Origin of the sequence: Acidovorax sp. IB03, assembly GCF_016406015.1 — a bacterium.
GTDB lineage: Bacteria > Pseudomonadota > Gammaproteobacteria > Burkholderiales > Burkholderiaceae_C > Acidovorax > Acidovorax temperans.
The window spans coordinates 1-19,908 of record NZ_JAEFCH010000020.1; the positions used below are offsets into that span (position 1 = coordinate 1).

General features: G+C 61.4%; 18 protein-coding genes. 15 read left to right on the plus strand and 3 right to left on the minus strand.

What is annotated here, in order from left to right; translation table 11 throughout:
* Positions 1–154: 154 nt before the first annotated feature.
* From IHV84_RS12170 to IHV84_RS12200, 7 genes are all read left to right on the plus strand, one after another.
* The gene (locus tag IHV84_RS12170) at positions 155–760 is read left to right on the plus strand and encodes a sugar transferase (protein WP_198847057.1); all 606 of its coding nucleotides are present in this window, start codon (positions 155–157) and stop codon (positions 758–760) included.
* 63 nt (positions 761–823) lie between these two features.
* Positions 824–1,483 (plus strand): acetyltransferase, encoded by a 660-nt coding sequence (locus IHV84_RS12175; RefSeq protein ID WP_198847058.1) that lies wholly within the window; start codon positions 824–826, stop codon positions 1,481–1,483.
* Between the two features lie 80 nt (positions 1,484–1,563).
* Entirely contained in the window at positions 1,564–2,769 is a 1,206-nt protein-coding gene (locus IHV84_RS12180; protein WP_198847059.1) for a DegT/DnrJ/EryC1/StrS aminotransferase family protein, read from the plus strand.
* The gene (locus IHV84_RS12185; RefSeq protein ID WP_198847060.1) at positions 2,766–3,242 is read left to right on the plus strand and encodes a VanZ family protein; all 477 of its coding nucleotides are present in this window, start codon (positions 2,766–2,768) and stop codon (positions 3,240–3,242) included. Before IHV84_RS12180 ends, IHV84_RS12185 begins: the two co-directional genes overlap by 4 nt.
* A 34-nt stretch (positions 3,243–3,276) precedes the next feature.
* A complete protein-coding gene (locus IHV84_RS12190) occupies positions 3,277–5,334 on the plus strand; it encodes a nucleoside-diphosphate sugar epimerase/dehydratase (protein ID WP_198847061.1) in 2,058 nt (685 codons plus the stop codon).
* Between the two features lie 208 nt (positions 5,335–5,542).
* Positions 5,543–6,046: a hypothetical protein gene (locus IHV84_RS12195; RefSeq protein WP_198847062.1), complete on the plus strand. Its 504-nt coding sequence runs from the start codon at positions 5,543–5,545 to the stop codon at positions 6,044–6,046.
* Positions 6,047–7,582 carry an O-antigen ligase gene (locus IHV84_RS12200; protein ID WP_198847063.1) on the plus strand — a complete coding sequence of 512 codons (1,536 nt, stop codon included), beginning with the start codon at positions 6,047–6,049 and terminating at the stop codon, positions 7,580–7,582.
* A 1-nt stretch (position 7,583) separates the two neighbouring features.
* Here the strand turns inward: IHV84_RS12200 and ppc are convergent, their stop codons facing one another.
* Positions 7,584–10,373 (minus strand): phosphoenolpyruvate carboxylase, encoded by a 2,790-nt coding sequence (gene ppc, locus IHV84_RS12205; RefSeq protein ID WP_198847064.1) that lies wholly within the window; start codon positions 10,371–10,373, stop codon positions 7,584–7,586.
* A 138-nt stretch (positions 10,374–10,511) separates the two neighbouring features.
* On the opposite strand from ppc, the gene hemC reads away from it, so the two are divergent.
* The 8 genes from hemC (at position 10,512) to IHV84_RS12245 (ending at position 17,685) form a co-directional block, all read left to right on the plus strand.
* On the plus strand, positions 10,512–11,456 hold the full coding sequence (gene hemC, locus IHV84_RS12210; protein WP_198847065.1) for a hydroxymethylbilane synthase: 945 nt from the start codon (positions 10,512–10,514) through the stop codon (positions 11,454–11,456).
* Between the two features lie 17 nt (positions 11,457–11,473).
* Entirely contained in the window at positions 11,474–12,283 is an 810-nt protein-coding gene (locus tag IHV84_RS12215; RefSeq protein ID WP_198847066.1) for a uroporphyrinogen-III synthase, read from the plus strand.
* On the plus strand, positions 12,280–13,392 hold the full coding sequence (locus tag IHV84_RS12220; protein ID WP_198847067.1) for a uroporphyrinogen-III C-methyltransferase: 1,113 nt from the start codon (positions 12,280–12,282) through the stop codon (positions 13,390–13,392). Before IHV84_RS12215 ends, IHV84_RS12220 begins: the two co-directional genes overlap by 4 nt.
* A 14-nt stretch (positions 13,393–13,406) precedes the next feature.
* A complete protein-coding gene (locus tag IHV84_RS12225) occupies positions 13,407–14,687 on the plus strand; it encodes a heme biosynthesis protein HemY (RefSeq protein ID WP_198847068.1) in 1,281 nt (426 codons plus the stop codon).
* A 344-nt stretch (positions 14,688–15,031) separates the two neighbouring features.
* Positions 15,032–15,607, plus strand: a complete 576-nt coding sequence (locus IHV84_RS12230; protein WP_233099977.1) for a cytochrome b — start codon at positions 15,032–15,034, stop codon at positions 15,605–15,607.
* An 89-nt stretch (positions 15,608–15,696) separates the two neighbouring features.
* Positions 15,697–16,266: a YceI family protein gene (locus IHV84_RS12235; RefSeq protein ID WP_198847070.1), complete on the plus strand. Its 570-nt coding sequence runs from the start codon at positions 15,697–15,699 to the stop codon at positions 16,264–16,266.
* A 77-nt stretch (positions 16,267–16,343) separates the two neighbouring features.
* Positions 16,344–16,919, plus strand: coding sequence for a YceI family protein (locus IHV84_RS12240; protein WP_066783672.1), 576 nt, complete (start codon positions 16,344–16,346; stop codon positions 16,917–16,919).
* Between the two features lie 142 nt (positions 16,920–17,061).
* Complete coding sequence (locus tag IHV84_RS12245) at positions 17,062–17,685, plus strand: VOC family protein (protein WP_198847071.1); 624 nt, start codon at positions 17,062–17,064, stop codon at positions 17,683–17,685.
* A 159-nt stretch (positions 17,686–17,844) separates the two neighbouring features.
* Here the strand turns inward: IHV84_RS12245 and IHV84_RS12250 are convergent, their stop codons facing one another.
* Positions 17,845–18,726 (minus strand): DUF6279 family lipoprotein, encoded by an 882-nt coding sequence (locus IHV84_RS12250; RefSeq protein ID WP_370541261.1) that lies wholly within the window; start codon positions 18,724–18,726, stop codon positions 17,845–17,847.
* A gap of 150 nt (positions 18,727–18,876) precedes the next feature.
* Positions 18,877–19,836 (minus strand): LysR family transcriptional regulator, encoded by a 960-nt coding sequence (locus IHV84_RS12255; protein ID WP_198847072.1) that lies wholly within the window; start codon positions 19,834–19,836, stop codon positions 18,877–18,879.
* Positions 19,837–19,908 lie beyond the last annotated feature (72 nt).

Genomic DNA, 19,908 nt, shown 5'->3' on the forward strand with positions numbered 1-19,908 from the left:
GGGCTATGAAGAGTGGATAGCGTTTAGAGTCTATGCAATCGTCCGGGATGCGACACATAGGCCAATAAGATAAAGCGCCAACCGCTATCAAATCGATACTAAATATGTTCCTGCAAGCCCGCCTTCAACCCCAACAACCCGCTGGAGCAGCCCGATGAAACGGCTGTTCGACGTCGTCGCTTCAGCCTGCGCGCTGCTGCTGCTGGCCCTGCCCTTGTTGGTCGTGATCTGGATGGTGCGCCGCAAGCTGGGCAGCCCGGTATTTTTTACCCAAATGCGCCCGGGCCTGCAGGGCAAGCCGTTCTTGATGGTCAAGTTCCGCACCATGACGGATGCGCGTGGGCCCGATGGTGCGCTGTTACCCGATGCCGACCGCCTGACGCCCTTTGGCCGCTTTCTGCGCGCCAGCAGCCTGGATGAATTGCCCGAGCTGTGGAACGTGCTCAAGGGCGACATGAGCCTGGTGGGCCCGCGCCCGCTGCTGATGGAGTATTTGCCGTTGTATTCGCCCGAACAGGCACGCCGCCACGCGGTGCGCCCCGGCGTCACCGGCTGGGCGCAGGTCAATGGCCGCAATACCCTGAGTTGGGACGACAAGTTCAAGCTGGACGTGTGGTACGTGGACCATCGCTCCCTGTGGCTTGACCTGAAGATTCTGTGGCTGACCGTGCGCAAGGTGCTGGTGCGCGAGGGCATCAGTGCGGCGGGCGAGGCGACAATGGGGAAGTTCACCGGCAGCAGCACGAACCGGGTTTCATGATAAAAATGGCATCTAACGCTTACCAGAAAAGCGCCAGCAGCTATAAATAGAGGAGCAAACGCCATGCAATCAAATCTGTACGCCGTGTATGGCGCCAGCGGTTACGGTCGCGAAGTGATGCCGCTGGCACGCCAGCAGTTGGCGCAAGCGGGCGTGGCGCCTGACAGGCTGGTGTTTGTGGATGATGCGCCGGGGCCGGCCCAGATCAATGGCCAGCGGCTGCTGACTTATGCACAGTTTCTGGCCGAGCCCGCTGCTGCCCGCCATGCTGTATTGGCCATTGCCAGCGGTGGCGTGCGTGAGAAGCTGGCGCAGCGGTGCACGCAAGACGGCGTGCACGCTTGGGGCGTAAGCGCCGCCAATGTGGTGCGCATGGATGCGGTGGCGCTGGGCGAGGGGGTCATCCTGAGCCCCTTTGTCACTTTGACCAGCAACATCCGTATTGGCAGGCACTTCCATGGAAACATTTACAGCTATGTCGCGCACGATTGCGTGATTGGAGACTTTGTCACGTTTGCACCGGGTGTGCACTGCAACGGCAACATCGTGGTGGAAGACCATGCCTACATAGGCACGGGCGCCGTGATCAAGCAAGGCCTGCCTGGCCAGCCCCTGGTGATTGGCCGGGGCGCGGTGGTGGGGATGGGCGCCGTGGTCACCAAAAGCGTGGCTCCAGGCGCCACGGTGGTGGGCAATCCGGCACGCCCCGTGGTATGTGCGTAACTTTTAAGATTTGTCCACAATTGGTTACAACGTTTATCATGCCAGCGTAAGCACTTTTCATTTTTGTTGGATACGCACATATGTTGAACACGCCGTTTTCACCGTGGCCCAGCTTTTCTGACGAAGAGGCCAATGCCGCGCGTGATGTGATCTTGTCCAACAAGGTCAACTACTGGACGGGTAGTGAGTGCCGTAACTTTGAAAAAGAGTTTGCGGCCTGGGCTGGCGCCAGCCATGCCGTGGCGCTAGCCAATGGCACGCTGGCGCTGGACGTGGCTTTGAAGGCGCTGGGCGTGGGGCCGGGCGACGAGGTGGTGGTTACCCCACGCACCTTCATGGCCAGTGTGTCGTGCGTGGTCAATGCCGGCGCCACGCCAGTATTTGCAGATGTAGAGGCTGACAGCGGCAACCTGAGTGCTGCCACCATTTCGGCGGTGATCACGCCGCGCACGCGCGCGGTGATTGTGGTGCACCTTGCGGGCTGGCCCTGCGACATGGACCCCATCATGGATTTGGCCCGCGAGCATGGCCTGAAGGTCATTGAAGACTGCGCCCAGGCCCATGGCGCACGTTACAAGGGCCGCAGTGTAGGCACCATAGGGCATGTGGGCGCCTGGAGCTTTTGCCAGGACAAGATCATGACCACCGGCGGCGAAGGCGGGATGGTCACCACCAACGACGAGGCGCTGTGGCGGGCCATGTGGGCGTACAAAGACCATGGCAAGAGCTACGAGGCGGTGTATGAACGCACGCACCCACCGGGCTACCGCTGGTTGTGTGATGGTTTTGGCACCAACTGGCGCATGCTGGAGGTGCAGGCGGCCATCGGCCGCATTCAGCTGCGCCATATGTCCGACTGGACGACGCAACGCACCAGGAATGCAGCGGCACTGCACCAGGCGTTAACGCCATTTGCTGGCCCTGACGGGGTACTCTGTTTGCCAGTTGTTCCCAGCCACAGTGTGCATGCTTTTTACAAGTGGTACGCCTATGTGCGCCCCGAAAACCTGGCCCCCGGCTGGACGCGGGACCGCATCTTGGAACAAGTGGGCGCCGCAGGCGTGCCGTGCTACCAGGGTAGCTGCTCAGAGGTCTATCTGGAAAAAGCCTTTGAAGGCACGGGATGGCGCCCGAGGCAACGCTTGCCCGTGGCGCGCAAGCTGGGCGAAACCAGCTTGATGCTGCTGGTGCACCCTACCCTCACGGCATCAGATACCGACAACGCCTGCCGGGTTCTGACGCAGGTGCTCGAAGCGGCGTCGTTGCCTGCATTGAAGCTTGCATGAGTGCCGGTATCCAGTCAGCGGCGTACCGGGTTTCGGCCGCCAGGTGGAAATTGATGTTTTTACTGGCCTTGTGGGTCACGCTGTTTTTGTTGCTGCTACCCGGGGAGGCAATACTGTCGCTGAAAATTTGGGTGGCCTCGTGGTTACCCTATGCCCAGATGCTGGATGAGTCCAGCGTTACCGACAATTCGGACAAATGGGTGCATTTTTCATTGTTCGCCGTGCTCGGGGCGCTGACAGCGCGTATTTGGTCGGGTCACCGCGCGCACAGTGCCGCACTGTTGGGGCTTGTGGCCTTGGCCATAGGCACCGAGTGCATTCAGCACTTCATACCCGGGCGCAGCGCCAGCTTTGGCGACTTCGCAATCGATATCGTTGGCCTGGCGGCAGGCTCCATCGTGATGCAGATGCGCGAACGCCGGGCCGCCCCGGCGCGGCTCAGTGCTTCAGGTGGCGGCAGCGGCGGGCGATGATGATGCCCGCTTGGCTTACTTGGCACAACCATTGATGACCCATAAAAATTACGTAGTCAGGCAGCTGGTCCATATGCCGCGCCCGTTGAAACGGGTACTGGCATTGGCCACAGATGCGCTTTTGTGTACCGCGACAGTGTGGCTGGCGCTGTGTCTGCGCCTGGAAAGCTGGGTGAGCCTTCAACCCATGCATTGGTGGGCCGTAGCAACCGCTGTATTGCTGTCTGCGCCTATTTTTTACGGCTACGGTCTCTACGCCAGTATCTTCAGATACGCCGGGTGGCAGGCCATGCTGGCCCTGGTTCGGGCCATGGGCGTTTATAGCCTGGCGTACATGACCGTATTTACCGTCGTGGGGGTTTCCGGCGTGCCCCGCACCTTGGGAGTATTGCAACCGCTGCTGCTGTTTATCGGTGTGGGTGTCAGCCGCGTTCTGGTGCGATTTTTTTTGGGCGATCTGTATCGCAGCATTATTAACAAGCGCAAGGCACCGGGGGTGTTGATCTATGGGGCGGGCTCTGCCGGGCGGCAGCTGGCCTCAGCACTGGGCCACTCTGCCGAGCATCGTCTGCTGGGGTTTATTGACGACCACCCTGGATTGCAAGGGCGCCAGCTGGATACCGTACCGATCTATGCGCCTGCCGATTTGCCGGCCCTTTTGCACAAGCTTCAGGTGACGGATGTCCTGTTGGCGATACCATCGGCGACTCACAAGCGGCGTCTTGAAATCGTTGATTTTCTGCGCGCTTTTCCGGTGCACGTGCGCACGCTGCCGGGAGTGGCAGATCTGGCGAACGGGCGCGTGTCTTTGAACGATATCGCCGAACTCGACATCGAAGATCTGCTGGGGCGTGACCCTGTAGCGCCAGACCCTGTGCTCATGCCCAGGCATGTGCGGAACAAGGTGGTCATGGTGACTGGAGCAGGCGGCTCGATCGGCCAGGAGCTGTGCCGCCAAATCGTGCAAGAAGCACCCAAGACGCTGTTGCTGGTGGAGCTGAGCGAATACTCTCTGTACCAGGTACAACAAAGTTTGGAGGCCGCGCTGACAAATCTGCGCCCCAGCGTGGTGGATGTAGAGCTGGTCCCCTTGCTGGCCTCTGCCCGCGATGAACAGCGCATGACGGAGATCATTGCCACCTGGCGCCCCGAGACGATCTACCATGCTGCCGCCTACAAGCACGTCCCTCTGGTTGAACACAACATGCTGGAGGGCTTGCGCAACAACGTGTGGGGAACCTGGATTTGCGCCAAGGTGGCCGCCGCCCACAGGGTTGCCAATTTCGTGTTGATCAGTACAGACAAAGCGGTGCGGCCCACCAATGTCATGGGCGCAAGCAAGCGGCTGTCCGAAATGGTGCTGCAAGCGTTGGCCGCGCAACCCCACCAATCCACTTGCTTCACCATGGTGCGTTTTGGCAACGTGCTGGGCTCGTCCGGATCCGTGGTGCCACTTTTCAGGCAGCAAATCGCGCAAAAGGGGCCCATTACCCTGACGCACACAGACATTACCAGGTACTTCATGACGATTGCCGAGGCATCGCAACTGGTCATCCAGGCCGGAGCAATGGCTGATGGTGGAGATGTTTTTGTGCTGGATATGGGTGAACCCGTGCGCATTTACGACCTGGCAAGCCGCATGGTCGAACTGTCGGGTTTGCGGGTACGCAACGATGCCAACCCGCACGGTGATATCGAGATCCGTATCACGGGCTTGCGCCCTGGGGAAAAACTGTATGAAGAGCTGTTGATTGGCGACGGCGTACAGCCTACAAGCCATCCCCGCATCATGAAGGCCCACGAAGTGTTCCTCCCATGGAGCCAACTCGAGCCCCGGCTTCACACACTGGAAAGCGCCATGGCCGCCTTCGACATGGACAAGACCCGCGCTCTGATGATGGAACTGGTGTCCGGGTACCAGCCAGCCAACGGACTGGTGGATTGGGTCTACCGGGAAGAGCAGCGCCAAAGGGCTCATTACCCCAAAGGACACAACAGCACCCCGTCATCCCCGTCATCCCCGTCATCCCTGTCATCCCTGCCAAGTGTCGAGGCAATGCCGTCGACGCCCGCACAGTGGTCTCAAATTTGATTGAGACGACTGGCCTCAGCCTAAGGCATGATTCAACGCGGCAAAGCCTCCGGCTTTACCCCCACAACCCGCAATGACAATGCCTCCCGGAGCATCGGTGAATCTCGCCCAAGGGTCGTCGAGCATGGCACGCGAGCAACACTGTTGCTGACAAACTCCCCCAAAGGTGCTAGCATGGCTCCCATTGTCGTAAAGAATGGAGTCCCATATGAAAAAACTCGCCGTACTTGTTGCAGTAGGCTCACTGGCAGCTGCAGCCAGCGCCCAAGAGACTATTGGCACGCTCCAAGGCGTGACAGGCGCCGTGAGCATCAGCGGCAAGAACTTCGTTTCCAAAGCAAAAGACGGGGCCGGGCTCACTGATGGGGCTTCCGTGCTGGTGTCTAGCACAGGCAAGGCAACAATTGTGCTGAAGAACGGCTGCACTGTATCTCTGGGAGCCAACCAGCATCTGACTGTGAACTCCAAGTTGCCGTGCGAACAAATATCCGCCTCGGTGAAGCACCTTTTCCCTGCTTATCAGGTCGCACAAGCGCCTGTTGGAGCTGGTCTGCCGCCGTCTCCGCCAGCTGTTTCATCTGCTGGCATCGCCCCGGTCGGGCCTATGCCTGGCGGTGTTGCTTGGGGACCGCTGGTTGGTTTTGCGGCCGTGGGAGCTATCGCGATTCACAGTGTCAACAACAATAATAACAACTCGGTATCTGGTTTGTAATTGACTACTACGTTCGAGACTATTCAAACCCAAAAAACCAGCCAAGTGTTATCTTGGCTGGTTTTTTTATGTGCGGGCGGCACTCTCTTCCTTGCGCCTTTGATCAGGGGAGGAAACCGTCATATTGCGCTGGTAGTGCTTCTCGCCTTGGGCTTGATAGTCGCTGCAGCGTTATTGGCACACGCAAGCTACCAATGGTTGGCCGCCGACAGGGTAACTCGATCCGGGATCCCAAAACTTTCGATCACGGATATTAGGCACGAAAGCAGCACCGTCACCTCAGGTGGGTTCTGGTGGATGCTGGTGATGTTGGTCGTGTTGAGTCCGATATGGGTCAGCGCGGTTCAACTTGTTCCTATCGGCAACGAAACATGGAGCAATCTGGCTGGGCGGGCAAGTTATCTCACAGCCCTGGCTTCCGCTGAAGTTCCTGTGCCAAACGCTCTTCCCATCAGTCTCGTCCCTTCCGCAACGTGGGCAGCGCTTTGGGCCACCGTACCGGTCTCAGCGGTGTTTGTTGCGGCATTGCTTCTGGGCCAGCGTGACGTGGAAAAATTGCTGCTGTTGCTTTTTTTTGCTGCCGGCATCCAGGCGATTTTGGGTCTCCTCCAACTCATCCAAGGACCCAAAAGCGCTTTTTATTTTGAATCTGCTTTTAGTGGAATTATTGGAAGTTTTAATAACAGAAACCACCTGGCAGATTTTTTAGCCATGCTTATCCCACCATGGTTTTATTTTCTGATGATTTTTTTGAAAAAGAAAAAAAATAGTCGAGAATCGAAACGCTCAAATCTTTCCTCTGCAACGCCACTATGGTTTTTTGGCGGTTTCGCAATGCTTGTCATGATTTTATTGACACGCTCCCGCGGAGGTTTGATTGCGGTGACATCAGTTTTATTTTTGACCATTCTTTTTTATATCGCAACCCAAGGCAAAAATTTCAAACTGATTCACAAACTGAGTGTTGTTGTAGTTTTTCTGTTGTTTTCGATTTTCGCATTAATGGCAGTTGACACCGACACACTCGCTCAAAGGTGGGAAGGGCAACAGTTTAAAACCGATGCAGAGATACGCAATGCGTATGCATTGGCGACCCTGAACGGCGCGCGAACGTTTTGGCCTTGGGGTAGTGGCATGGGCACTTTTGAGGCAGTTTTCCCACGTTTTCAGCCTCTCCAAACGCCGGGTTACGTTCCTCATGCTCACAATGACTATGCCCAGATGCTCATGGAACTGGGTGCAGCCGCCCCGGTCATCTTGACGGCTGCTGCAATTCTCGTTGGTTGGCAGATACTTGTTTTATGGCGTGCTGCAAAACGTAGGCGAGGCACAACCACTGAAATATCACTCAGGGTTTTTTCTGGCCTGGGCGCACTAGCACTCCTAATACACAGCTGGGTGGAGTTCAATATGCACATTCCTGCATTGGCCATAACCGCTGCATTCTTGGCAGGTATTTTTTTGAGGCCCCTCTCCTCCCACGTTGAATCTCGGTCCAAGGCGACGGGGACGCCCTCCAGCGTCAGTACGGCCTAAATCAACCCGTATTGCGCAACCCCGCTGCAATCCCGTTGATGGAGATGTGGATACCTGTCTGCACCCGCTCATCGCCCTGCCCCGCACGCCAGCGGCGTACCAGTTCGACCTGCAGGTGGTGCAGTGGGTCGATGTACGGAAAACGGTGCTTGATGGACCGCGCCAGGGCCGTGTTGTGCGCCAGACGCTGCTTGTCGCCAGTGATACGGGTGAGCGCATCGGCCGTGCGGTGCCACTCAGCCTCGATGGCGGTGAACACCTTCTTGCGCAGGCGGGCATCAGTCACTAACTCGCTGTAGCGGGATGCCAGAGCCAGATCGCTCTTGGCCAGCACCATGTCCATGTTGGACAGCAGCGTGCGGAAGAACGGCCACTGCCGGTACATGCGCTGCAGCAGGGCCAACTGGGTCTTGGGGTCTTTGCCCTCGGCATTCACAAAGGCTTCGACGGCAGAACCAAAGCCAAACCACCCCGGCAACGTAAGACGGCACTGCCCCCAGCTGAAGCCCCACGGAATGGCACGCAAGTCCTCGATCTTCTGGCTGGCCTTGCGCGATGCGGGGCGCGATCCAATATTCAGCTCGGCGATCTCGCGGATGGGCGTGGAGTTGAAGAAGTACTCGGTAAAGCCCGAGGTCTCGTACACCAGCGCGCGGTAGCTGGCCATGCTGGCCAGCGAGAGCTGCGCAGCAGCATCCAGAAACGCCTTGGTGGCAGGCTTGGTGGGCTGCAGCAAGGTGGCTTCGAGCGTGGCGGCCACCAGGGTTTCGAGGTTGCGGCGGCCGATTTCGGGGTTGGCGTATTTCGACGCGATGACTTCGCCCTGCTCCGTCAGGCGAATCTGCCCGCGCACCGTACCAGGCGGCTGCGCCAGGATGGCCTGGTAGCTGGGACCACCGCCCCGGCCCACCGTGCCGCCCCGGCCGTGGAACATGCGCAGCTGGATGCCGTGGCTGGTGGCAAGTTCGTCGAAGAGTTCGACGAGGGCAATCTCGGCGCGGTACAGCTCCCAGTTGCTGGTGAAGATGCCGCCGTCCTTGTTGCTGTCGCTGTAGCCCAGCATGATGTCCTGCTCGCCACCACTGCGCTGCACCAATGCCGCCACGCCGGGCAGCGCATAGAACTCGCGCATGATGGGCGCGGCGTTGCGCAGGTCTTCGATGGTTTCGAACAACGGTACCACGATGAGGTGGTTCTTCGATTCGGCATCGAGCGTGCCGTTCATCAAGCCCACTTCCTTTTGCAGCAGCAGCACTTCGAGCAGATCGCTCACCGTTTCGGTGTGGCTGATGATGTAGTGGCGAATGGCTTCGTGGCCAAACCGCTCACGCATCACCCGGGCGGTTTCAAAAATGGCAAGCTCGCCCTGGGTGTGGGCCGAATACTCGGCGCACACCACGCGCAGCGGGCGTGCGTCATTCAGCAGCTTGATCAGCAGCGCGCGCTTGGCGGCCTCTTGCAGGCCCGCGTAGTTCGGCTCGATGCGCGCCTTGGCCAGCAATTCGGCCACCACCTCTTCGTGCTTGTCAGAGCTTTGGCGCAGGTCCACCGTGGCCAGGTGGAAGCCAAACACCTGCACGGCGCGGATCAACGGGTGCAGACGCTCTTGCGCCAGCGCTTCGCCATGGTGTGACTTGAGTGATGTCTCGATCACACGCAGATCGGCCAGAAACTCCTCTGCGCTGGCGTAGGCATTCTGGGGCGCAACGGCATGGCGCGCGGCCTCACCGCCCGTCAGGTCTTTGAGCGATGCCGCCAGGCGGGCGTAAATGCCGGTGAGGGCGCGACGATAAGGCTCATCCACACGATGCTCGCTGGTGTCGGGCGAGCGCTGAGCCAGGGCTTCCATCTCGGGCGACACCCGCACCAGGCGCGCAGACAAAGACAGTTCTCCACCCAGGTAGTGCACCTCGGTCAGGTAGTGGCGCAGCGCCACGTCAGACTGTCGGCTCAGTGCGTATTGCAGCGTTTGCGCAGTGACGTTGGGGTTGCCGTCGCGGTCGCCGCCAATCCATTGGCCCATGCGCAGAAAACTGTGCACGGGGTATTGGCCCAGTTCGGCTTCCAGGTCCGCATAGATCTTCGGGATCTCGCGCAGGAAGGTGGCTTCGTAATACGACAGCGCGTTCTCGATCTCATCGGCCACGGTGAGCTTGCTGTAGCGCAGCAGGCGCGTTTGCCACAGCTGCGCCACGCGGGCACGCAGCAAGGCTTCGTTGGCGGCCAGTTCGCGAGGGGTGAGCGCGTCCTTGGCGCTGTTGTAAAGCTGCGCGCGCACCTGGATGTCATCGCGCACGGCCAGCAGTTGGGCGATGTCGCGCTCGGCGTCCAGAATGCTCTTGCGCTGAACTTCGGTGGGGTGGGCGGTGAGCACGGGTGCCACGTAGCTGCCGGCCAGCGTTTGCGAAATCGTCTTGGGCGCAATGCCGGCCCAGCGCAGGCGCGACAGGGCCACTTCAATGCTGCCTTCTTGCGTATCGCCCGCACGTTCATGCACAGCGCGGCGGCGGATGTGGTGGCGGTCTTCCGCCAGGTTGGCCAGGTGACTGAAATAGGTGAAGGCGCGGATCACGCTCACCGTCTGGTCGCCCGAGAGGGACTTGAGCAGCTTCTTGAGCGCGCGGTCGGCGTCCTGATCGGCATCGCGGCGGAAAGCCACAGACAGCTTGCGCACCTGCTCGACCAGTTCGTAGGCCTCCACCCCCTCTTGCTCACGGATCACGTCGCCCAAAATACGCCCCAGCAGGCGGATATCGTCAATCAGGGGCTGGTCCTTGTCGGATCGTTTCATGCGCGAGGGTCTCCGGAGATGGGAAAGAGGTGCCCGATCAGCGCCGCTACTGCAATAGACACGCGCCACATCAAGGTCACCGATGCGGGCGCATGCTAGCATCGCCCGCCGCAGAATGATTACAAACAGGTTACGAACTTGAGCCCCGTCCAATCCCCCCTTTCCATCGTCATCGCCACCCGCGAAAGCCGCCTTGCGCTGTGGCAGGCAGAGCATGTGCAGGCACTTTTGCGCGCAAGGGGCCACTCTGTGGAACTGCTGGGCATGACCACCAAGGGCGACCAGATTCTGGACCGCTCGCTATCCAAGGTGGGGGGCAAGGGGCTGTTCGTGAAAGAGCTGGAAGTGGCGCTGGAAGAAGGCCGCGCCCACATCGCCGTGCACTCGCTCAAAGATGTGCCGATGGAGCTTCCTGAAGGCTTCGCACTGGCCTGCGTGATGGAGCGCGAAGACCCCCGTGACGCATTCGTTTCGCCGCGCTACGCCAGCCTAGAAGCGCTGCCGCAAGGTGCGGTGGTGGGCACATCCAGCCTGCGCCGCCAGGTGCTGCTGCAAGCCCTGCGGCCTGACCTGAAGATTGAGCCCCTGCGCGGCAACCTCGACACCCGTTTGCGCAAGCTCGACGAAGGCCAGTACGACGCGATTGTTCTGGCCGCAGCGGGCCTCAAACGGCTGAAGATGGGCGAGCGCATCCGCGCCACATTCGCCCCCACCGCCATGCTGCCTGCCGCGGGCCAAGGGGCCCTGGGCATTGAAGTGCGCAGTGATCGCCAAGACTTGATTGACGCCCTTGCGCCGCTGGCCCACATGCCCACCTGGCTGACGGTGACGGCCGAGCGCGCGGTGAGCCGTGCCATGGGTGGCAGCTGCTCCATGCCCTTGGCCGCCCATGGCACCCTGACCGGCACCACCCTGCAGCTCGATGCCGCATGGGGCGACACGGAAGGCAAACTCCCCTTGGTGCGCGCCAGCGCCAGTGCTACCGTCACCACGCTGGCCCAGGCGGATGCGTTGGGGCTTGCCATTGCACAGCAACTGCGCGATGGCGGTGCCGTCGGCACAACGCCTGCCACCGCGGGCTGAATCACCCAGGCGGCGCCTTGCATCCCCCGCAAGTCATCGTGACCCGGCCAGCGCGTGAAGCCGCGCACTGGGTGGGCCAGTTGACCCAGCGGGGCATTGCTGCGGTAGCGTTGCCCTTGATCCACGTGGGCCCCGCCTCTGAACCCACGCTGCAACAGGCCCTGCAGCACGCATGCAGCCGTTTGGACAGCTACCGCGCTGCCATGTTTGTCAGCGGCAATGCGGCCTTGTATTTTCTTGAATCATTTCATGCTCTAGCGCCCATCCATAAAGCGCCAGCAGCTATCAAAACAAGAGCATGGTCACCCGGTCCAGGCACAGCGCGCGTGTTGCAAGAGGCTGGCTGGCCCGCCCCCCTGATTGATGGGCCCGCAGCCCACGCACCGCAGTTCGACTCCGAAGCGCTGTGGGAGCAAGTCCACACCCAGGTTCGCCCGGGGGATCGCATCCTGATCGTGCGTGGCCGCTCTGCCGGCGTGCACGAAAACCAGGGTTCCGGTCGCGACTGGCTGGCCCGCCAGATCGAAGCCGCCGGGGGGCATGTGGATTTCGTGGTGGCTTACGAGCGTGGCGCCCCGCAGCTGTCAGCGGATGATTTAGCCCTCGCCCGCCAGGCATCCCACAACGGATCCCTGTGGCTGCTCAGCAGCTCCGAAGCCGTCGCCCATCTGGTTGAATCGTTGCCGCAGCACCACTGGCACACCGCCCGCGCACTGGCCACCCACCCCCGTATTGCGCAGGCAGCCCACGACGCCGGCTTTGGCGAGGTGCGGGAATGCCGTCCAGCGCTTGCGGACGTGGTGGCCTCGATAGAATCGGGCGCATGAGCTCTGCGCCACCCAACGATCTTCCACAGCCCCCTGCTGCCGCCATTGCACCGCCCCCCGCTGAGGCAGTGATAGCACCGGCCGCCGCCCCTGGGCGCGCCACGGGCGTGGGCATCACCCACTTGTTGCTGGGCGTGGTGGCGGCAGCGGCACTCGCCAGCAGCGTCATGCTGTGGCAAAAGCTCACCGGCATCCAGGAACAGCTGGCGCGGCAGTCGGCAGACTCGGGGGCGCTGGCGATTGAGGCGCGCACCATCGCCCGACAGGCGGAAGATCAAGTCCGAGAAATGTCTGCCCGGCTTTCGGTGGCAGAAGCCCGCGTGAGCGAAGTGGCGCTGCAGCGCAGCCAGCTTGAAGAGCTGATGCAAAGCCTGTCGCGCTCACGCGACGAAAACCTGGTGGTGGACATTGAATCAGCCATCAGGCTGGCGCAGCAACAGGCCCAGCTCACTGGCAGCCTCGATCCACTGGTCGCAGCCCTGAAAACCGCCAACCAGCGCATCGAGCGCGCCGCCCAGCCGCGCCTGGCGCCCCTGCAAAGGGCCATCGGCCGCGATCTGGACCGGCTGACCCGCGCTGCCGTGACGGACACCGCCGGCCTGCTGGGTCGGCTGGACGAGCTGGTACGCCAGGTGGATGACCTGCCCGTGCTCAACGCCGTGGCGCAGGCAGCAGCCACGCGGCGCCTGTCAGCACCCGCCGCAACCAGCACCGCCGCTGACCTGGCCAACCTGCCCTGGTGGCAAGCCACCCTGCAGCGCAGCTGGGAAGTGGTGCGCGACGAAGCCCGCGGGCTGGTACGCGTCAGCCGCATTGATCAGCCAGAAGCCATCTTGCTGGCCCCTGACCAGACCTTCTTCCTGCGCGAAAACCTCAAGCTCAAGCTGCTCAATGCCCGCCTGGGCGTGCTGGCACGGCAATACGACTCAGCCCGCGCCGACCTGGCAGCCGCCACCGCGGCGCTGAACAAATACTTTGACCCCACCTCGCGCCGCACCCAGAACGCAGCCACCATGCTGCAGCAAGCCCAGCAGAACATGAAGGGCGCTGAGCTGCCACGGCTGGACGAAACCCTCTCTGCGCTGGCGACCGCCGCCGCAGGCCGATAAAGAGGGCCCCCAGCATGCGCGCAGCTCTCTGGCTCTTGGCATTGTTTGGCGTGGCCGTGGCTGCTGCGCTGTTTGCGGGCAACAACCAGGGCACTGTCACCCTGTACTGGCCGCCCTACCGCGTAGACCTGTCACTCAATCTGGTCGTGCTGCTGCTGGTGGGCGGATTCACCACGCTGTACGCGGCCCTGCGGGCCCTGGCAGCCCTGCTGGCACTGCCCCACCAGGCCCGCCGCTGGCGCGTGCAGCAAAAAGAACGCGCCATGCACCATGCGCTGCTGGACGCGCTAACGCACATGCTGGCCGGGCGCTTCCTGCGCTCTCGCAAATCAGCGCTGGCTGCGCTGGCGCAAGAAGGTGCATTGCAGTCCGCTGGCGAGCCGGTACCCCATGGCAAGCAACTGCGCGCGCTGGCGCATCTGATTGCGGCCGAATCCTCCCATGCCCTGCAAGACCGGGCCACGCGCGAAAGCCACCTGCAAAACGCCCTGGAAGAGGCCCCCGCCAAGGGCAACGGGCAAGACCAGGAACTGCGTGAGGGAGCCCAGATTCGCGCCGCCCGCTGGAGCCTGGACGACCGGGACCCCAACGCAACCCTGGAGCGCCTCGCTGCGTTGCCACAAGGGGCGGCCCGTCGCACTCTGGCGCTGCGCATTCGCCTCAAGGCCACACGCCAGGCACGGCAAACCCGTGAAGCGCTGGACACCGCCCGTTTGCTGGGCAAGCACCGCGCGTTCTCGGCAGGTGCTGCGCAAAGCATCGTGCGCGGACTGGCCATTGAACTCATCCAGTCGGCGCACGACCCCGCGCAGCTGGTGCAGATCTGGGCATCGCTGGAAAACTCTGAGCGCAACATGCCCGAACTGGCGGTGCAAGCCGCCCAGCGCCTGGCCCATCTGGGTGGCGATCCGGCCCAGGTGCGAGCCTGGCTCCTGCCCGTGTGGGAGCGCATGGTAGAGCTGCCCGATGGCCTGCCCGAAGGACTGGCGCTGAAGCTCATCCATTGCCTAGAAGACGGGTTGTCCACCATCGACGCCGGCTGGCTGGCGCGCATTGAAGCAGCGCAACAGGCCAACCCTCGCGATGCACGGTTGCAGTACTTGGCAGGCATGGCCTGCCTGAAACGGCAGCTTTGGGGCAAGGCACAGCAGCTGCTGACGCAAGCAGCATCACAGCTGACCGACAAATCCCTGCGCGCCAGCGCCTGGCGCAACTTGGTCGAGCTGGCAGAACAGCGGGGCGACAGCGAAGCCGCTGCCCGCGCCTGGAAATCTGCCGCGCAGCAGCAACGCTGAGTTCGGAGGGCTGCAACAGCCCTCACACCCCTTCTCCCTGCCTTTCTCAGCCAGCACAGGTACGGCCAAGGTCTGCCGTACCGCCATGGCCCCCTTTGCCCTAGCCCCCTTGTAGATCCTTGGTGTTGACCACCAGGGAAAGCCACGTTTTGCGTGCAATGCGCCATCTCAAACGTTGGGGAACTTTGATTGCAGAGGCTATATCAATTCAGTTTTTTTGAACCAAGGCAACAATTCGCCTGAAACCGACACGGGCCGCCGCTTCCTAAACTGCAGGTATTGCAGCGATGGCACTGGCTCCCAAGCCAGCCCTTCTGCCCCCTTACTTTCGACCAATACACCCCATGTCATCGCTCTCTTACGAAACGGGCTCCAGGCCCCTGCGGTACTCAGGCACCGCCATGCTGCTGCACTGGGTGCTGGCCATCGCACTGATCGCGATTTTTGGCCTGGGCCTTTACATGACCGGGCTTCCCTTCTCGCCCCAGCGGCTCAAGCTCTACAACTGGCACAAATGGGCGGGCGTGACGATTTTGGCGCTGTCTGTACTGCGACTGGTGTGGCGCATCGCCCACCGGCCACCGGCCTTGCCACGCGCCATGGAACGCGCCATGCCCGTGTGGCAAAAGGCGGCGCACCACGCCACGCACCACCTGCTGTATGTGCTGTTTTTCGCGGTGCCGTTGATTGGCTGGGCTTACAGCTCGGCAGCAGGCTTCCCCATCGTGTTCCTGGGCGTGTGGCAATTGCCCGACTTTGTGCCCGTGAGCAAGGAATTGGCCGAGGCGATCAAGCCCTGGCACGAGCTATCTGCCTATGCCATGGCAGGCCTGGTGGTGGTGCATGTGGCCGCAGCGCTCAAGCACCAGATCATTGACCGTGACGGCTTGCTGCAACGCATGCTGCCCGGCAAGCGCTGAAACAACCGCTGAACCTGCTTGCACCGCAAAACCAACACTCTCATCGCTGCCAACCTCGCTGGCAGGCCCCATATCTCTGAGGAGTTTTCATGAAATTCGCCAACATCGTTTCCGCACTGGCCCTGGGCTCCACTTTGCTCGCCCAACCCGCCCTGGCCCAGCAGAAGCTGGACACTGCCAAGAGCGAAGTGCAGTTCACCGCACGCCAGATGGGCGTGCCCCTGGACGGTCACTTCAAGAAGTTCGATGCCCAAGTGGCCTTCGACCCTGCCAAGCTGGCCACCAGCAAGATCACCTTCACGGTAGACACCGGCAGCGCCACCCTCGGCTCCAAGGAAACAGACGCCGAACTGCCCAAGGCCGTGTGGTTCAACGTGCCCAAGTTCCCCCAAGCTACGTTTGAATCCAGCGCCATCAAGGCCCTGGGCGGCGGCAAGTTTGAGGTGGCGGGCAAGCTCACCATCAAGGGCAACTCGGTGAATGTCGTGGCCCCCGTCACGTTGACACAAGCAGGCCCCATCACTACGGCAACCGGTTCCTTTCCCATCAAGCGCCTGGCCTTCAAGATTGGCGAGAACGAGTGGGCCGACACCTCGATGGTGGCCGATGACGTTCAAGTCAAGTTCAAGCTGGCATTGACGGGGGTGGGCAAGCTGTAAGCCCCGCCATCCCACCCGCCGTGCATTCAATTTTCATAACCCTTTCCTCAACCCTCTGATTTTCAGGAGTTTTTCCCATGCGCAAATCTCTCTTCGCACTGGCCGCCGTAGCAACCATGTTTGCAGGCGCTGCACAAGCCCAGTCGGCCAACTACGCCATCGACCCCACACACACCTTCGTGACCTTTGAAATCAGCCACTTTGGCGCATCGGTCAACCGCGCTCGCTTCGACAAGAAGGAAGGCACAGTGCAATTCGACCGTGCTGGCAAGACTGGCAAGGTGGAGATTTCTTTCGACGCCACTTCGGTCAACTCTGGCACGCCTGCATTCGACAAGCACCTGCAAAGCGCAGACCTGTTCAACGCAGCCGCCCACCCCACCATCAAGTTCGTTTCTGACAAATTCGTCTTCAAGGGCGACAACGTGAGCGAAGTCACCGGCCAGCTGACCTTGCTGGGCAAAACAGCCCCCATCACCCTCAAGGCCAACCAGTTCGCCTGCTACCAAAGCCCCATGCTCAAGCGCGAAGTGTGCGGCGGCGACTTTGAAGCCACCATCGACCGCACCCAGTGGGGCATGAACTACGGCGTGGACTGGGGCTTCTCCAAGAACGTGCGCCTGGTCGTGCAAGTGGAAGCTGTGAAGCAGTAATTCCTGGCGCTTCCTCCAATAAAAAGCCACCGCCGCGCCTGCCGCAGCGGTGGCTTTTTTTATACCGGTGGCCCCGCCAAAGTTATTTTTAAGTAAATCAATTATGGATAGTAGAATTTGATCCACATTCAGGAGACGCCCCATGACCGCCCCCCAAACCCCTGCGCCCACAACCACATTGCCTGCGCCGGCCGCCATTCAGCAGTTGCACCACTACGCGTACAAAGCCAGGGATGCGGAGGAAACCCGCCATTTCTACGAAGACATCCTGGGCCTTCCGCTGTACCACATCATCCAGAGCGACTATGTGCCCAGCACGGGTGAGTACTGCCCTTACACCCACTTTTTCTTCCGCCTGCAAGACGGCTCTTTCATCGCCTTCTTTGACCTGGGCGATGACGTCAAGCCCGAGCCCTCGCCCAACACCCCCCTGTGGGTCAACCACATCGCCTTTCGCGTGAACACTGTGCAGGAGCTGGAAGACACCAAGGCCCGCCTGCAAGCCCACGGCGTGGAGGTGCTAGGCGTGACCGACCACCACATCTTCAAGAGCATTTATTTCTTCGACCCCAACGGCATCCGCCTGGAACTGGCGGCACAAGTGGCCAACGAAGAACAGATGGCCAAAGACAGCACCGTGGCCCACGCCCGACTCAAAGAGTGGACAGCACGCAAGGAGCAATGGCGCAAGGAACGCGCTGAAGGCAAGGTGGCTGCACCTTTGAAGCCCCAGCAAAACGACCGGCCCGAGTTCGCACGGGGCTGATGTTCAAAAAGAGCCGCACAGGTGCGGCCGTTCGACTGATCAACGACAAAGGCTACGCCTTGCCCGCCTGACCAGAGGCTCAGGTGCCGCACTTCTTGCCTGGCCCCAAGGCACGCCATTGTCAGTGCTGAAAAAACAGCCCTTCGCTGCCGCCAGAGTTCAACGCCCCGCCAGCACCCAAAAGTCCTGCTCATAGCCTTTCACAGACTGCACCGCCTTCATCCGCTGGCCAGGCGTCATCGCGCGGTGCACCAGGGCAAAACCGGCGCACCCTTCCTCCACCAGTTTTCGGGCGTAGCGCTGGTAAGCCGGGTCGGGTGAGGTGTTGAAACGCTCCATGTAGCCACGCAGCAGGCTTCGGTTGCGCTCTGTACTGGCTGGGTCAGAGGCAATCTGCCGCAGTACCTGGGCCAGATCCTTTTGCCGGCGCAGGCGTTCTGCGTAGCTGCGCTGGGGATCGAACGTTGACTGGGCAATAAAGCTGCGCAAAGCGGCTTTCTGCGGCTCCTGCAGCGCACCATAAAAGCCTTCAGCCCGCGACAACAGCAACTTGAACCGATGCGCAGCCAGTTTGTCGGCAGGCACATCCAGCCACTCCCGCCGCCAGTCAGCATTGCTGTCTGCTTGTTGTTTTTCGAAGTTCCGAATCTGACTTTCGGTCAACTGCGATGCGAGCACCACGAGCCTGGGCTCCACCTGCGCGATGAGCTGGTCAATCTGCAAGCGCACGTCGGCATACACACGGCACGCTTGGTCAGCGGTGATGTCATCGGCCAGCCGCTGCTGCACCTGCTGCAGCAAGGCAGCGTGCTGCGGCAGCATCTGATCGCGGTGCCACTGGTGCAGGTCGCCCAGTTCGCTGCGCAAACGGTCTGCCTGGGCGTCGGTCAGGTTGAAATAGTTATTCAGCCGCCAATACACCAGCTGCGGCGCCTGGTTGTAGGCCAGCTTGACGGCGCTGCAGCCCTGCAGGAAAAGTACGCACGCCAGCAAGGCAAAGGCGCGCCATGCGGAATGAAAAGGAAACAACAGTGCACGCACGATGGCTCCTGGCGATAACAGCAATGGGGGCGTCAGGATAGGGGCAATGGGGTGCCGAAGTGTGCGGCAGGGGTAATGGGGCGGCTGGGTCTATCACAGCCAAAAGATGCTGTGACGCCCAGCACCCGTCCATCAACTGAAGTCAGGCGATCACCCGCCCCCACCCGCCTGTCCTGCAGCGCTGGTGGCCGTCTGGGCCATGGTCTGCAGCCACTGCGCAAACGTGGTCAGCACCGGGGGTTGGGCCTGTGCAGGGCTGATGAGGTAATACGCCCGCTCGCCACGCAGCGGGCGGTTGCAGGCCACCACCAGCTCGCCACTGGCAAGTTCTGCCTCGATCAGCAGCGGCGGCATCAACGCTACGCCCATGCCGTGTGTGGCGGCCACGGCCAGCATGGAGAACAGCTCATACCGCGGGCCATCCAAGGCGTGCGGAGCATCCACCCCCATCGCGTCAAACCACTGGCGCCAGCCGTAGGGACGCGTGCTTTGCTGCAGCAGCGGCAACTCGGCCAGCGCCTCGGCGGCCACCGGCTGGTGCGCACGGCCCCGGCCCCGGGGCGCGGCGGATTCGAGCAGGCGTGGGCTGCACACCGGCACCACGTCTTCGTGCAACAGCAACTGCGCCTGCACACCGGGCCAGTGGGCCACCTGCTCGGGTGTGCCTGCGTAAAGGGCAGCATCGAAGGTGGTATCGGCAAACAGGAAAGGGCGCGTCTGCGTGTCGATGTGGACCACGATGTCGGGGTGCGCCTGCGCCAGTTGCGGCAGGCGCGGGATGAGCCAACGCGTGGCGAACGTGGGTACCGCCGCCAACGACAGCGCGCCGCCCTCACCCTGGTGGGCCATCACGTCCAGCGTGTCACGCTCCAGCCCCTGCAGCCAGCGCGCCACCTGGCGGCCGTAGTGGGCCCCAGCGGGTGTCAGCACCACGCCGTGGCGTGTGCGGCGAAACAGTTGCACGCCCAAGAATTCTTCTAGCGCCTGAATCTGGCGCGACACCGCGCTCTGCGTCAAGAACAGCTCTTGTGCGGCACGGGTGTAGCTTTCATGCCGGGCGGCCACTTCAAAGCAGGCCAGGGCTTGGGTCGATGGAATGTTGCGGCGCATGATGATGAAAAGGAACTTGAGCAGCAGCGATTTCCTCTACTGCCAGCAGAATCAAGTATTCCATATATTCAT